The organism is Chryseobacterium viscerum (assembly GCF_025949665.1).
Classification (GTDB): Bacteria; Bacteroidota; Bacteroidia; order Flavobacteriales; family Weeksellaceae; genus Chryseobacterium; species Chryseobacterium viscerum_A.
Genome location: NZ_JAPDFT010000003.1, coordinates 96,379 through 110,560, shown reverse-complemented (window position 1 = coordinate 110,560; position 14,182 = coordinate 96,379). Strand labels below are relative to the sequence as shown.

Genomic DNA, 14,182 nt, shown 5'->3' with positions numbered 1-14,182 from the left:
CATAATTTTTTTTATTATATTAGCGGAACTAATAAAAATAAATCAAAAATGAGAAAAAAACTGTTTTCGATAGCGATTCCTGCTTTATTCGTTGCTGCTGTAATGGTTTCTTGTAAAAAAGATAAACCACTTACCAGTGAGAGTAATGAGGTGACGACTACTAAAGAAGGTAGCCAGTTCACTTTGGATACGCTAAACAGTAAAGTTGAATGGAAGGGATACAAAGTATTTAAATCTGAAAATACGAGCCATTTTGGAACCATCAGGTTTGAAAGTGGAGATGTAACGGTGAAAGACGGAAAACTGGAAAGCGGAAAATTCGTTGCTGATATGAACTCTTTAACTTCTGTGGATTTGAAAGACAGTCCGGAAGATTTAGGAAAATTAAATGGCCACCTGAAGAGCGGTGATTTCTTTGAAGTTGAAAAATTTCCAACAGCTTCTTATGAGATTACAAAAGTTACTCCGGCCACAGAAGGTGATTACAATACTCTTTTGGATGGTAATTTAACGATTAAAGGAATTACAAAAACCGTTCAGTTTAAAGCTAATGTTTCTGTGAAAGATGGAGTAGTAAGTGTAGCTACTGAACCGAAAGATATCAAGAGAGAAGAGTTTGGTGTAAAATTCCAGGCTCCTGCTGAAAACGGTGTGATTAAAGATGAGGTGACTCTTCAGATCAGCGTTAAAGCTTTAGAAAAGAAATAATTTTTTTATTTAAGTGAAATAAGTGATTGAAGTCTGCCTCCCGAAAAAGAGGCAGATTTTTTTTTGACGGACTTATTATTCAACTTAAAATCGTATTTTTGCAAAACATTTTGAAAGGGTAAAACAATGATAGAAAAGATAGAAGAATTACTGGTCGAAGTAAATGGCTTCAATGCTACCTCTAAGGAAGATATCGAAAACTTCCGAATCAAGTACAACGGTAAAAAAGGGGTTCTTAATGATTTTTTTGAAAAATTTAAAGAAGTCCCTAACGACCAAAAGAAAGAATTCGGACAGAAGATCAATACTTTGAAGCAGGCTGTTGCTGTGAAATTAGAAGATTTGAAAAACTCTTCTGAATCTTCTATTGTCGTAGAAAAAGAAGATCTTACAAGACCTGCATTTCCATTGGAATTGGGTTCAAGACACCCGATTAACCTGGTAAAAAACAGAATTATTGAAATCTTCAAATCTATTGGTTTTGCAGTAGCAGACGGACCAGAGATTGAAGATGACTGGCATAACTTTACGGCGCTTAATCTTCCGGAATATCACCCGGCAAGAGATATGCAGGATACATTCTTTATTGAGCAGAATCCTGATATTCTTTTGAGAACACACACTTCTTCCGTACAGACTCGTTTTATGGAAGAAAACCAGCCGCCAATCAGAATTTTATCTCCGGGAAGAGTTTTCAGAAATGAAGCAATCTCTTCACGTTCTCACTGTATCTTCCATCAGATTGAAGGATTGTATATTGATGAGAATGTAAGCTTTGCAGACTTAAAACAAACAATCCAGTTCTTTACTACTGAGCTTTTCGGAAAATCTAAGATCAGAATGAGACCTTCATTCTTCCCGTTCACAGAGCCAAGTGCTGAAATCGATGTGTATTGGGGATTAAACTCTGAAACAGACTACAGAATTACAAAAGGAACAGGATGGCTGGAAATTATGGGATGTGGAATGGTAGACCCTGCCGTACTGAAAAATGTGAATATTGATTCTGAGAAATATTCAGGATATGCATTCGGAATGGGAATTGAAAGAATTACAATGCTTCTTTACCAGATGAGTGACATCAGAATGTTCTTTGAAAATGATATCAGAACACTGGAACAGTTCAAAACACTATAAAAAATCAAACCTCCGGAGCTCCGGAGGTTTTTTGTTTTTAATTACTGACCTAAGAAACAAAACGTAATTAAAAACTGATCTTATTGAAAAATTTACACGTGTCTGTTTCTTATGTCTATACTTCGGATCAACTGTTGTCGAAATGAAGTATTGACATGCTGCAGCTCTTTTGTCTGCTTCTATTATTAAGACAATTCAAAACTGAAAATTATTACAGCTATATATCATTTTAATTTTTTTAGATGCTGAATTAGTCTATGATTTGGCATCCTCTATCGTAAAATTCAATAACACAATAACACCTTCTAAGAATGAAAGTGCTGTGGTTAGGGTAACAGTATATAGTAAGAATATGAAATGATGTAATGGATAGACAGTGTTTATTTTCTGGGAAATTTTGTTGAAATATTCCGAACCCTATTGAAATAAACAATAGCTCCCAATAGATTGTTACTTTATCAACTCCTGAATTATCTTTTTTCCATTTTCATTACCAGGATTTAATTCCACCGATTTTTGATACATTATTAATGCCTTTTCTCTCTGATTATTCTTAAGAAGAGCTTCACCATAACTATCGAATGTATTATAGCTCTGTGGAAATAGTTCTGTATTTATACGAAAAGTCTCGAGGGCCTGAGGTATTTTTCCTGACCTGAGAAAATCATAACCAAGTTTATTGAACTGTTGCTCGGACAAAAAGTATTCTGTTGTATTTCTTTTTAATACATACAGTTCATTTTTGGCTGATATTGCTCCCTTTTCTAATAAAATACGCCCATAAATCCGGGCTAAATCTTTTCCCGGAAGGGCTAAGGGCTGCCCCGCAAGAATCATCAATGCATCTACACTAAGATCTTCTGCGTTCTGTTGGGTATTGTCCAGTATAATAGCTAATCTTTGTGTATCTACCTGATAAACAAAACTGGTCAATAAACCTGTAAGTCCACCACCATGACCAACTATTTTACCTAAAATATTATCCTTTTCAACCTGCCATCCCATACCTCTAGGCAGAACCGTTCCATTGTTAAGCTGTATCGCTTCTTGCGCTGTCTTCAAAACAATAGGGCTAAGAATTTTTCCTGTTGTTAATAAAGTATTAAACCGAAATAGATCCTCTGCAGTTGTAATGATTTCTCCGAAACCTTTAAAATTAAACTTTTTCCAGTAGTCCTTATTTGATTGTATGGTCTCTGTATTTTCCTTTAACGGGGTATACATATGGCTTATATATAATTTCGCTATATTTTTCCGTTCTGCCGGCAGATAATTAAAAAAAGGTGTTGTAGGAATAAAAGTATTTTTCATTCCGGCAGGTATAAAAATATACTGCTTCATATAATCTTCATATGTCTGACCAGTAACTTTTTCAATAAGCAGGGCTACAAATACTGAATTTGCATTGTTGTATTCATGTGCTGAACCCGGACTAAAAATCAAATTGATATTTTGTTCTGAATATTCTTTTAAAATGTCTTTATTACTAAATACAGTATCAGGGTGATCTTTAATTGCTTTTCCAAATACAATATCCCAGGAAGGTAATCCGGATGTATGTGAAAGAAGGTGAGCTAAAGTTATGTCCGGATAAGGAAATTCATGCAGATAAAATTTTACAGATTGGTTAAGTTCAAGAAGTCCTTTATCTACTAACTGAAGAGCAGCTGTTGCCGTTAACAATTTGGTTATAGATCCTATCGGGAAACGTGTATGTATAGTATTGGGCTGCCTGTTTTCAAAATCTGCGAAACCGAAAGCTTTTTGATATAGTATTTTATTTTTTTCAGCAACAAGAATAACACCGTTAAAGTCTCCTTGTTTAGCTTTTGCAGAAAAATAAGAATCTAATTTTGTGACCTGTGATTGAAAAAATGAGAATGGTATTGTTATGCATACTATTATAAAAAAAACTTTGGTGAAGCGATATCCGAAGTCCAATGTTTTGGTTACATTTTTACAGGTTGCCATGGTTGTAATATATGATGTTTAAATTACAATTTTCTCAGTAAATCACCAAGTTTTTTTTAATGTAACTGGTTGATTATAATTAAATTACTTGAATTGCATGTAAGTTCATAAAGAAAAAGGCTATCTTCTACATTTGATGATAAAAACAAACATAGGAGATAGCCTCTTTTTAGTTTTAGCTAAGAAAAGTCTATTATTGTTATTTGCTGAATTTTAAAGGATATTTTACATTTTTGTAATCATCAATGCTGGCTTTCAGTGATCCTACTGCAAGCTCTGCTTTCAACAGCATAGGAACGTGGTTGGCATCATTGGAAACCCACATGGTTACGCCTTCTTTTTCTTTGAATACTCTTCCGCTTTTTACAGACGGAATAATCTTTAAACAGTTGATGGTTCCGAATTTTGTCTTTAAATTTTCTGTTCCTGTTACTTTTAGCTGGAAAGGAAACATCTCATCATCAATCCATACATTCATATTGATGATTGTTCCCACCTTCAGTTCATCCGGGCTTTTACTTCTTAAATAATAAAAACAGGAAAGCATATCCTGAACTCCTTTTACTGATTTTAAAACCTTAGAACCATTGGCCGGAGTTTTTTTATCAGTTAATATTAAAGTGTTGTTATCGTGATTAAAAACCGTTTCAAAATGCTGGCGGTAGCTGCCCTCACGTACATTTCGTACATAGAAACTTGGTAATCCTGTTTGGGTATTGATGAAACTTTCATATAAATCTTCCACTTTGAAGAATGCTTTTACGGCACCCGTAGTCTGCCCTGTACCTTTTACATACAGGTGAGGAACTCCTTTATAATTGGTCTGTTTTGTAGTAAGGTTGGCTGTTCCTGCATTCAGGAAGCCATAATGGATCCTGAGAGTGATGGATTCGCCGTCTGCGATGTTATCAATCTGGGCTGAGCCTAAAAAGAATATAATTACTGCAAAAAGGACTAAAATTTTCTTCATAACAAGACATTTACAAAAACACTGCCAAATTTAAAAACTTAATTAATAGATATTTGACAAATCTCAGGTTTTTATTTAGAATCAATTAAATATGCTTCGCATTAAAATTAGTAAATTTGCAGTTACATGTATAATTAAATTATCTTAAATATTATGATAACCACAGATATATTGATCATAGGTGCGGGACCTACAGGACTTTTTGCAGTTTTTGAAGCTGGTTTGTTAAAAATGAAGTGCCATATTATTGATGCACTTCCACAGCCGGGAGGGCAGTTGGCGGAACTTTATCCTAAAAAACCTATCTTCGATATTCCTGGTTATCCTTCAGTGAATGCTGGAGAGTTGGTGGATAATTTGATGGAACAGATCAAGCAGTTTCAGCCTGGATTTACTTTGGGAGAAACAGCTGTTTCTTATACCAAAGTGGATGATGAATGGTTTGAAGTAATTACCAACAAAGGAACTGTTCACAGATGTAAAGCGATTGCCATTGCCGGTGGTTTGGGTACTTTTGAACCAAGAAAACCTACGATGGATAATATTGCAGATTATGAAGAAAAAGGGCTTGAGTACTTTGTGAAAGAGCCTGAGCATTTCAGAAATAAAAAAGTAGTGATTGCCGGAGGTGGTGATTCTGCTCTTGACTGGAGTGTTTTTCTGTCAAATGTTGCAAGCGAAGTTACATTGATTCACAGAAGAAATGAGTTCAGAGGAGCTTTGGATTCTGTAGAAAAAGTTCAGGATCTTAAGAATCAGGGAAAAATTAAACTAATCACTCCGGCTGAAGTTACAGCTATTAAAGGTGATGGAAAAGTAGAAGCAATTACGGTACAGGTTGACGGTGAGGAAGCTTACGATATTGAAACAGATTACTTTATTCCATTATTCGGACTGACTCCAAAACTAGGGGAGATCGGAAACTGGGGATTAAATATCGAGAAAAATGCAATCGTTGTAAATAATGCCTTAGATTATCAGACAAATATTGATGGTATCTACGCAATTGGAGATATCAACACTTATCCTGGAAAACTGAAATTAATTCTTTGTGGTTTCCACGAGGCTACTTTAATGTGTCAGAGTGTTTACAACAGATTAAATCCGGGTAAAAAATTCGTATTGAAATATACAACGGTAAGTGGTGTTGACGGATTCGACGGAAGCCGTAAAGAAGCAGAGAAGGCAGTTGTGAAAAAAATTGACTAATTTTGCAGAATTATGTCAGATGTTAATATTAAAATTACCGACAGAGAAGGGATAACCCATGATGTCGTAGCTCCTACGGATATGTCCATGAACTTAATGGAAATTATCCGTTCCTATGAATTGGCAGAAGAAGGTACTATTGGGGTATGTGGAGGAATGGCGATGTGCGCTTCATGCCAGGTATATGTAATTAATGATCCTGGTCTGGAACCAATGGGAGATGAAGAAGATGCTATGCTGGGTGAAGCTTTCCACGTGAAAGACAACAGCAGATTAGGATGTCAGCTGCATATTGCCGATGCCATGGAAGGGCTTGAAGTAGAAATAGCTCCTTATCCTTAGAAAATATTTTTTAATCTTAATATAAAACCCGTCCGAGTTTTTCGGACGGGTTTTTATTTATTTTGAAGATATTTTTTCAACAAACGCAGACAGATCCTTTTCTAAGATTTTTCTGTTAGCAAGATTATTGGTTAAAATAATAAATCCTGACTGAAGCCCCGGAAAGAATTCCAGAGAACTTCTTGATCCACCTGTTCCACCGGTATGCTCATACATTGTATTTCCGTTTTTAGTGGTGTGAAAGAACCAATTGAGCCCAAGAGAGCCTTCTTCTCCTTCAAATGTATACTTATGGGATAATGAAATATTCAATTGTTTTTCGGCAATATTGGCTTTGATATATTTAATCATATCGTTGGTGTTTGATCTTAATTCTCCCGTGGCTACCAATTCAGAGAAGTCCCAATAGGGTGTTACCTCTCTGTTATTGTTATGGGCTTTGGCAATATTATTTTTGTCAGCGTCCGCAAGGCTTACAGTTGTACTATTCATTTGCAGCGGTTTTAGAATATATTTTCTGACCAGTGAAAAATAGTTTTCATGATAGACATCCTCAAGAATATATCCTAATAAATTCACGGCCATATTAGAATACGTATATTTTACGCCTGGCAGCGTATCCATTTTCATATTTTTCAGTCCTTCGTAGAACATTTTTTTAGAGTAGTTGCTAAACGGATTAAGTTCTATATAGTCCTGTCTTTCATAAAGATTAGGGAAAATTCTTGTAATTCTTGAAGTATGGTTGGCCAGGTGTATTATTTTAATAGGATGATTATTATATTGTAAATTAGGGTACTTCTCAGGAAGGTATTTCCGGATATCATCATCTGTTCTTATTTTTTTATCTAAAATGGCCTGGGCAGTGAGAATTCCCGTAAATGTTTTGGTAATGGAACCTATTTCATAGATGGTTTTATTATTGGGAAGCACTTGTTTTCCATATTCTAACTCTCCATAATTGTAGTAATAATCTTTGCCTTTTATTGTGATTCCAATAGAAAGTCCTACCGCTTTTGGGTCTTCGTAGTATTTTTTTACATATTGATCTATTTCCAGATCAAGTTCTGATTTTAATGGATTGTCTGTTTTTATGGTATTTTTATCCTGCAGAATATTTTGATTCTGTGAAAAACTCCAAAAGAAACTGAGAAATAATGCCAGACAAAAGAAATTTGTAATTGTTTTCATATATCAGATTATTGTGATGTTGCGGATGTATTTCAGAACGTCTTTTCTGGTATTCAGCGGACTGTTTATCAATTAAAATAGTTCTGAATATTGGGATAAAATTAATCTTTTATTTGGTTTTTTTCAATAAAAAAAAGATATTCATGAATACCTCTTTTTCTTATTAAATCTCTTCCTTAGAAATCCACTTTCCAACCGTAGGAGCCTGATAATTCCTCATTTTTTCCAATAAATCTTCAATGGTGCCACTGATTAGAAGCATATCACTGTTTACCTGCTTTAAAAATCCTTTATCTACCATAGTCTGAACCAATTTGATCAGATCATCATAAAACCCGTCAATATTCAGAATCCCGATAGGCTTTTTGTGAAGGCCGAGCTGTGCCCATGTGATCATCTCGAAAAGTTCTTCCAATGTTCCATAACCTCCTGGGAGAACGATAACACCATCACACAGTTCGTTCATTTTGGTCTTTCTTTCATGCATGGTTTCCACAATGATGAGCTCTGTCAGATTTTTGTGGGCAATTTCTTTGGATTGTAAAAACTGCGGTAGGACCCCAATTACCTTACCATTTTCACTTAAAGTTCCATTAGCTACTGTTCCCATTAAGCCGGTTTCCGAGCCGCCATAAACAAGTTGTATATCTTGTTTTGCTAAGGTTTGCCCAAGCAGGAATGCCTGTTCTTCATAAATTTTATCTGTGCCGAAACTTGAACCACAGAATACGGTGATACTTTTCATTGTTTTAATAATATTTATTCATTTTAAAATTCACACCAACTATTTAACATTGCATTTTTGTATTTTTCTGATGCTGTCATTGGGCAGGATTCTTGATCTGTAATTTCATTTTTGATATAATTTTCATTATTAGAGCCATAGCCAAGTACAGCTATAAAACTATTAGTATTAATTTTTTCTAGGTACTTATTAATAATTAAAATAATTTTATTTAATCTTCGGTCCATATAATTACCTACAAAAACTTTTTTCACAATAATATCGTGATCTATAATTTTGAATTTTAAATTAGTTCCATCATCTATACAATGATTCAACCAGACTTCATTACCTTTTTTCGTATTTATATCTTTAATTTCATTGTTCAATACAATTAAATCATCTTTTGAAATCTCTGAATCATATTTAATGTTTTCTAGGAGAGTATTTATAAAACGTAGTCTTCCATTTTTTAATGTTACTAGACTTGTGGTTTCACAACAATATATTCTGAATTCTAAATCTTGAGCATGTAAACATGTGATAGAAATAATAAGAATGATTAGGAATAATATTTTTTTCATCCTATTTAAAAATTAAAATATCCAAAATCATAAGACTTTGGATATTCAATATAGCAATTTTATGCTTAGTTATTCTATTTTGGTTATTTCCCAAGTGCCTTTTACTCCAAAAAAAAGATAAAGCAATCTGTTGATAAAACCACTTTCTTTCATTTTCCAATTTCCGGAGTAAGAATCTTGAAGGTTTGAAATGCCGGTATAAAAGATTGGTGTATGACTCTCATTTTCATTTTCCGTCTTTTTCCCATTCGTAGACACCATTGTTTTTATAGGCATTTGTTTAATAAACTCTATAGAGCTATTATTAATCTTTCCTTTGATGCTTCCTACACCTCTGGTTCCATAATTGTGATCGCTATCCTGTACTGTTCCGGTAAAATTTATACCATCAAACTCTGTTATTCTTAATAGAAATTCAACTTCCTTATCATAGAATTCAGAGCTTTTTTTAATGCTGTACTTATATTTTCCTTTCCAGGTTCCGATCATAGCTTTTAATTTATTTATTTCTGAGGAATATTCGCTAAAATATCTTTCAGGAAGCCCCAGAATTTCTGAGTCGAGGTAATGTTCGCTTTTTCATCAGGAGAGTGGGCTCCTCTGATGGTTGGTCCAAAACTTACCATTTCCATTTCAGGATAGTTGGCACCGATAATACCGCATTCAAGACCTGCGTGGCAAGCTACTACATGAGGTTTCTCGCTGAACTTCTCTGTATAAAGTTTCTCCATCAGCTGTACGATCTCTGAACCTGGTTTTGGTTTCCATCCCGGATATGATCCGCTGAATTCAACATTCATTCCAGCTAATTCTGCTACAGATTTTAATTGTTCTGCCACTGAATATTTAGAAGAATCTACAGAAGATCTCGTAAGATTTAAGATTTTAAGTTCTCCGCCTTTCAGTTCTACTCTTGCTACATTGTTGGAAGCTTCTACAAGATCAGCCACATCCGGACTCATTCTGTATACTCCATTGTGAAGGGCTTTTAAAGTAAGTATTACCTTTTTGGAATCTCCTTCTGAAATGGCTTTGTCAGAAGATGTGGAGTTCTCAATATTGATCTGAATTCCCGGCTCTACAGTTGCAAATTCCTCTAAGATATCTTTCTTAAGGATAGTTACATTTTCTATAAATTCCTGAGCATTTCTCACAGAAATAATGGCTGTACCTTCTCTTGGAATTGCATTTCTCAGACCTCCGCTGTCGATAGAAACCAATTCAATATTCTGGTTTTCCAATCCGCTGTAAAGAAGTCTTCCCAAAATGATATTTGCATTTCCGAAACCTTTATGAATATCCATTCCGGAGTGTCCTCCCTGAAGGCCTTTTACTTCAATTCTTACAATTTGTCCCTTTGAAGCTTCTGCAGCATAAGTTTGTGTGATCGTCACGTCTACACCTCCTGCACAGCCGATATCAATTTCGTCGTCCTCTTCAGTATCAAGGTTCAATAGAATTTGTCCTGTAAGCTGTCCTGGTTTTAATCCTAAAGCACCTGTCATTCCCGTCTCTTCATCAATAGTGAAAAGAGCTTCCAATGCAGGGTGTGGAATATCTGAGCTTTCAAGGATAGACATAATAGTTGCTACTCCCAAACCATTGTCTGCTCCCAGAGTAGTTCCTTTTGCCTTTACCCAATCACCGTCAATTTCCATTTTGATTCCCTCAGTTTCAAAATCAAAATTCACATCATTGTTTTTCTGGCAAACCATGTCAAGGTGCGATTGAAGCACGATAGACTTACGGTTTTCCATTCCTGCAGTGGCAGGTTTTTTAATAATAACGTTTCCTACTTCATCTACCGTAGTTTCCAGTCCTAAATTTTCACCAAATCCTTTGATAAAAGCTATTACTTTTTCCTCCTTTTTTGAAGGTCTTGGAACAGCATTTAATTTGGAGAAATTCTTCCATATAATCTGCGGTTCTATATTAGATAATTCCATTGAATTTTATTTTTCTCAAATTTACGAAATAAAAAATGCTTCCGTGAGATACAGAAGCATTTTTGTATGATTTCGCTTTTATTAGCATCCACATTCTCCATAGATCGGAGTAGTGAAGAGGGTGCCATCAGGTTTTTCAATAGTCAGAGTACCTTCAAACAGTAAAGCTTCTTCGTTTTTTATTTTTTTACCTTTTACAGAAATTTTGTAATTATCATTTTCTATTTCCTTGGTTAGCAATTCATCTACCTCCATATCACTTGATGAGATAAGATTAAGAGCCAGTCTTTTGCCGTCCAGCATCATATAAGCTGTTTTTCCGGCATCATCTGCGTAGATGTATCTTTCATTTTCAAAATCAGCTTTACTTACAGCAAAATAGCAGGAACATTCTTTGATTTCTTTAGGAAACGGAATAGTTCCCACCAGAATATTCCCGGAAGAAGAACCTGTTGAAGCAGAATCTTTAGCAATATGTAAAGTGTCAGCAGAAGCAGAACCTGAAACCGTTTCTTTTTCCTTTTTGCAGGCTACCAATAAAAATGCGGAAAATAAAATGATTAAATATTTCATGTGTTTGTGGTTTTATTATTTTTCTTACCCTCTTGCTCTTTCAAGAAGTGTCATCATTAATAAGGATAAAATTACTAAACTTTCTTCCTCATCATCAATATCAATCAGCCTGTCCAGCTGGAATCTTCTTCCGAAGAATGAAGGCATTTTTTTTAGTTTAAAATAAGCTTTTCCGTCAATACCTGTCACAGTATATGATGGATTTAGGAAGTAACCTGTGAACATTCCGATGATAGGAAGCTCTCCTACAAAACTGTCCCAGAATCTTACCCATGCACTGTCTTCCTGAATCTTAAACTTAGGTTGATCATGAGCATCCAGAATATCATAGCTTGCTTTCCATATAGAACGCATTCCTTTTCTGGCTAATCTCCCGAAGTTTTTATTTTCAATAAGATCATTCAAAGAGTACGAAGCGTTGAAATCAATCCATTGATTAGCTCTGATTCTGAAAAGCTCCTTAGACTTGCTCTCATCATTGAAAACGATAACATCTTCTTTTAACTTGAACATTTTCTGACGAACATACGCCACATAATTTCCGTTTCTGTCAGTAATATTGAAGTCACTTGCTAAAGTAGTGATTTTGAATTTGAAATCCAGAGGATAATTGAGATTGTTAAGTACCATGTTAGTTAATTTTTTTCATATTTAATTTAAGCCGCAAATATAGAGGTTTTTTTAGAGTTCTCAGGTATGGGAGAATTTTAAAATATCGTTTTGAGACATTAATCTCGTGGTCAATTGTCAATTTTTCCTGCGCAAAGTCAATAGTCAATAATCACTTTATACAAATTCACAAGCGAAGCGAATTGACAATTCACCATTCACTATCAATTATCAACTTTAATCCTTATTTTTGTACCTATGGATTACCCAAGTAAAGTATTGGCAAAGGCGGTAGATGAGATTTCGGGGTTACCCGGGATTGGAAGAAAAACGGCTTTGAGGTTAGCACTACATTTGTTGAAGCAGCCCAATTCCAGAGCTGTAAGTCTTGGAAATTCCCTGATTAACCTTGTCAACGAAATAAAGTACTGTAAAGAATGTCACAATTTTTCAGATTTTGACATCTGTGAAATATGCAGCAATGAAAAGAGAAATGGTGAACTGATCTGCATCGTTGAAGATGTGCGGGATGTGATTGCTATTGAGAATACCGGAAAATACACAGGAAAATATCTGATCCTTGGCGGGAAAATTTCTCCAATGGAAGGAGTGGGCCCCGGGCAGTTAAATATTTCAAGCATTGAAAAGAAATTGAATGAAGGAAAGGTGAAGGAATTTATTTTTGCATTGAGTGCTACTATGGAAGGAGATACAACAGCATATTACATTTACAAGAAATTTAAAAGTTTCAATGTGAATTTTTCAAGCATTGCAAGGGGAATTTCAGTAGGAGATGAATTGGAATATGCTGATGAAATTTCTTTAGGAAGATCCATTATCAACAGGCTGCCATATAACGAAAAGGATTAATATGAAGCTGTCTGTTATTATTGTTAATTATAATGTTACCCAATTGCTCAGAAACTGTCTCCTGTCACTTCAGAAATATATACAGGAGATCAACTATGAAGTGATTGTTATTGATAATGCTTCTACAGACAGTTCCTGGAAAGATCTTATTCCTGAATTTCCCGGCGTACACTTTATTACCTCTGAAACAAACGGTGGTTTTTCAAAAGCCAATAATCAGGCGATCCAAACAGCAAAAGGAGAGTATATTTTACTTTTGAATCCTGATACTGAGTTTGAAGGGGTTTATATGAAGGAACTTCTGGATTTTGCAGACGCTCAGCCTTTATTCGGATGTCTGGGAGTGAGGATGCATGATGCAGAAGGGAATTTTCTTCCTGAAAGTAAGCGTTCCGTTCCGGATATGTTTAACTCTTTTGAAAAGCTGTTTACGAATTTCAAAAAGAATAACTCTAAGTCTTATTACAGAAACGATATTGAAGAAAATGCGGTTGCTGAAGTAGAAGTGATGACAGGAGCTTTTCTACTGGCTAAAAAAGATATTTACGAAAAAATAGGAGGGTTGGATGAAGCTTACTTTATGTATGGAGAAGATATTGATCTGTGCTATACATTCTTAAGAAACGGTTATAAAAACTTTTATTATGGTAAAGTTTCAATTCTTCATCACAAAGGAGAAAGCACCATTAAGAATGAAGTATACCTCAATAGGTTTTACGGAGCTATGCAGATCTTTATTGACAAATATTATAAAGAATCGAAGCCTGTACAATATTCATTTTTAAAAGCAGGCCTGATGCTGCGCCATAAGATTGAAAAGATTAAGTTAAAATAAAAAAGCAACTCAATTTGAGTTGCTTTTGTTTTATATAAGATGATATTCTTCTTATTTTGCCGGTGCTGCAGGAGCTTTTACCGGAGTTGTTGTAGAAGAAGCAGGAGCTGACTGTTTTGCAGGGGCTTCTTTCTTCACTGGCTGTTTCTGTGTAGGAGCTACCTGAGATGGTTTCCCTGTAAGAACAACGCTTAAAAGGATAAGAACAATGATAGTTCCGCCTAGAGTCCATGTTGCTTTTTCCATGAAATCATTGGTTCTCTGTACTCCAAACTGTGCAGATGATGCACCTCCGAATGTACTGGAAAGGCCTCCTCCTTTTGGGTTTTGTGCCATAACGATAATTACCAATAAAACGCTGGCAACCATAACAAGAACCATCAATAGTGTAAATATAGTATCCATTAATTCTTATATCTTTTTGAATGGGCAAATTTAATCTTTTTTTACTGAATGACAAAAAAAGATGTCGTCAAATGTTGATAAAAATAAAAACGGCAACAATTGTTGCCG

At 34.9% G+C, this 14,182-nt stretch carries 16 protein-coding genes; 6 read left to right on the top strand and 10 right to left on the bottom strand.

What is annotated here, in order from left to right; translation table 11 throughout:
* Positions 1–48 precede the first annotated feature (48 nt).
* Positions 49–708 (top strand): YceI family protein, encoded by a 660-nt coding sequence (locus tag OL225_RS17310; RefSeq protein WP_047373673.1) that lies wholly within the window; start codon positions 49–51, stop codon positions 706–708.
* Positions 709–834: 126 nt separating this feature from the next.
* Positions 835–1,845, top strand: coding sequence for a phenylalanine--tRNA ligase subunit alpha (pheS, locus tag OL225_RS17305; protein ID WP_047373674.1), 1,011 nt, complete (start codon positions 835–837; stop codon positions 1,843–1,845).
* A 450-nt stretch (positions 1,846–2,295) separates the two neighbouring features.
* Here pheS and OL225_RS17300 read toward each other — a convergent pair whose 3' ends face one another.
* Positions 2,296–3,816 carry a serine hydrolase gene (locus OL225_RS17300; protein WP_264519061.1) on the bottom strand — a complete coding sequence of 507 codons (1,521 nt, stop codon included), beginning with the start codon at positions 3,814–3,816 and terminating at the stop codon, positions 2,296–2,298.
* 199 nt (positions 3,817–4,015) lie between these two features.
* Complete coding sequence (locus OL225_RS17295) at positions 4,016–4,786, bottom strand: DUF3108 domain-containing protein (protein ID WP_047373676.1); 771 nt, start codon at positions 4,784–4,786, stop codon at positions 4,016–4,018.
* Between the two features lie 153 nt (positions 4,787–4,939).
* Between OL225_RS17295 and OL225_RS17290 the strand changes: the two genes are divergently transcribed.
* Both OL225_RS17290 and OL225_RS17285 read left to right on the top strand, forming a co-directional pair.
* Positions 4,940–5,995, top strand: coding sequence for an NAD(P)/FAD-dependent oxidoreductase (locus tag OL225_RS17290; protein ID WP_047373677.1), 1,056 nt, complete (start codon positions 4,940–4,942; stop codon positions 5,993–5,995).
* A 12-nt stretch (positions 5,996–6,007) separates the two neighbouring features.
* On the top strand, positions 6,008–6,337 hold the full coding sequence (locus OL225_RS17285) for a ferredoxin (protein WP_255814041.1): 330 nt from the start codon (positions 6,008–6,010) through the stop codon (positions 6,335–6,337).
* Between the two features lie 57 nt (positions 6,338–6,394).
* On the opposite strand, the gene OL225_RS17280 is transcribed toward OL225_RS17285, so the two are convergent.
* From OL225_RS17280 to OL225_RS17250, 7 genes are all read right to left on the bottom strand, one after another.
* Positions 6,395–7,528, bottom strand: a complete 1,134-nt coding sequence (locus OL225_RS17280; RefSeq protein ID WP_264519060.1) for a serine hydrolase domain-containing protein — start codon at positions 7,526–7,528, stop codon at positions 6,395–6,397.
* A 163-nt stretch (positions 7,529–7,691) separates the two neighbouring features.
* Positions 7,692–8,273, bottom strand: a complete 582-nt coding sequence (locus OL225_RS17275) for a TIGR00730 family Rossman fold protein (RefSeq protein WP_047373679.1) — start codon at positions 8,271–8,273, stop codon at positions 7,692–7,694.
* A gap of 23 nt (positions 8,274–8,296) precedes the next feature.
* Positions 8,297–8,836, bottom strand: coding sequence for a hypothetical protein (locus tag OL225_RS17270; protein ID WP_264519059.1), 540 nt, complete (start codon positions 8,834–8,836; stop codon positions 8,297–8,299).
* Between the two features lie 69 nt (positions 8,837–8,905).
* Entirely contained in the window at positions 8,906–9,325 is a 420-nt protein-coding gene (locus tag OL225_RS17265; protein WP_264519058.1) for a hypothetical protein, read from the bottom strand.
* A 14-nt stretch (positions 9,326–9,339) separates the two neighbouring features.
* On the bottom strand, positions 9,340–10,782 hold the full coding sequence (locus OL225_RS17260; RefSeq protein ID WP_264519057.1) for an aminoacyl-histidine dipeptidase: 1,443 nt from the start codon (positions 10,780–10,782) through the stop codon (positions 9,340–9,342).
* Between the two features lie 81 nt (positions 10,783–10,863).
* Positions 10,864–11,355 (bottom strand): hypothetical protein, encoded by a 492-nt coding sequence (locus tag OL225_RS17255; RefSeq protein WP_264519056.1) that lies wholly within the window; start codon positions 11,353–11,355, stop codon positions 10,864–10,866.
* 24 nt (positions 11,356–11,379) lie between these two features.
* Positions 11,380–11,985, bottom strand: coding sequence for a hypothetical protein (locus tag OL225_RS17250; protein ID WP_047373684.1), 606 nt, complete (start codon positions 11,983–11,985; stop codon positions 11,380–11,382).
* A 237-nt stretch (positions 11,986–12,222) separates the two neighbouring features.
* On the opposite strand from OL225_RS17250, the gene recR reads away from it, so the two are divergent.
* Positions 12,223–12,834, top strand: coding sequence for a recombination mediator RecR (gene recR, locus OL225_RS17245; protein WP_047373685.1), 612 nt, complete (start codon positions 12,223–12,225; stop codon positions 12,832–12,834).
* Positions 12,830–13,669, top strand: coding sequence for a glycosyltransferase family 2 protein (locus tag OL225_RS17240; protein ID WP_319800596.1), 840 nt, complete (start codon positions 12,830–12,832; stop codon positions 13,667–13,669). Before recR ends, OL225_RS17240 begins: the two co-directional genes overlap by 5 nt.
* A 51-nt stretch (positions 13,670–13,720) precedes the next feature.
* Here OL225_RS17240 and secG read toward each other — a convergent pair whose 3' ends face one another.
* Positions 13,721–14,074: a preprotein translocase subunit SecG gene (gene secG / locus OL225_RS17235; RefSeq protein WP_047373687.1), complete on the bottom strand. Its 354-nt coding sequence runs from the start codon at positions 14,072–14,074 to the stop codon at positions 13,721–13,723.
* Positions 14,075–14,182 lie beyond the last annotated feature (108 nt).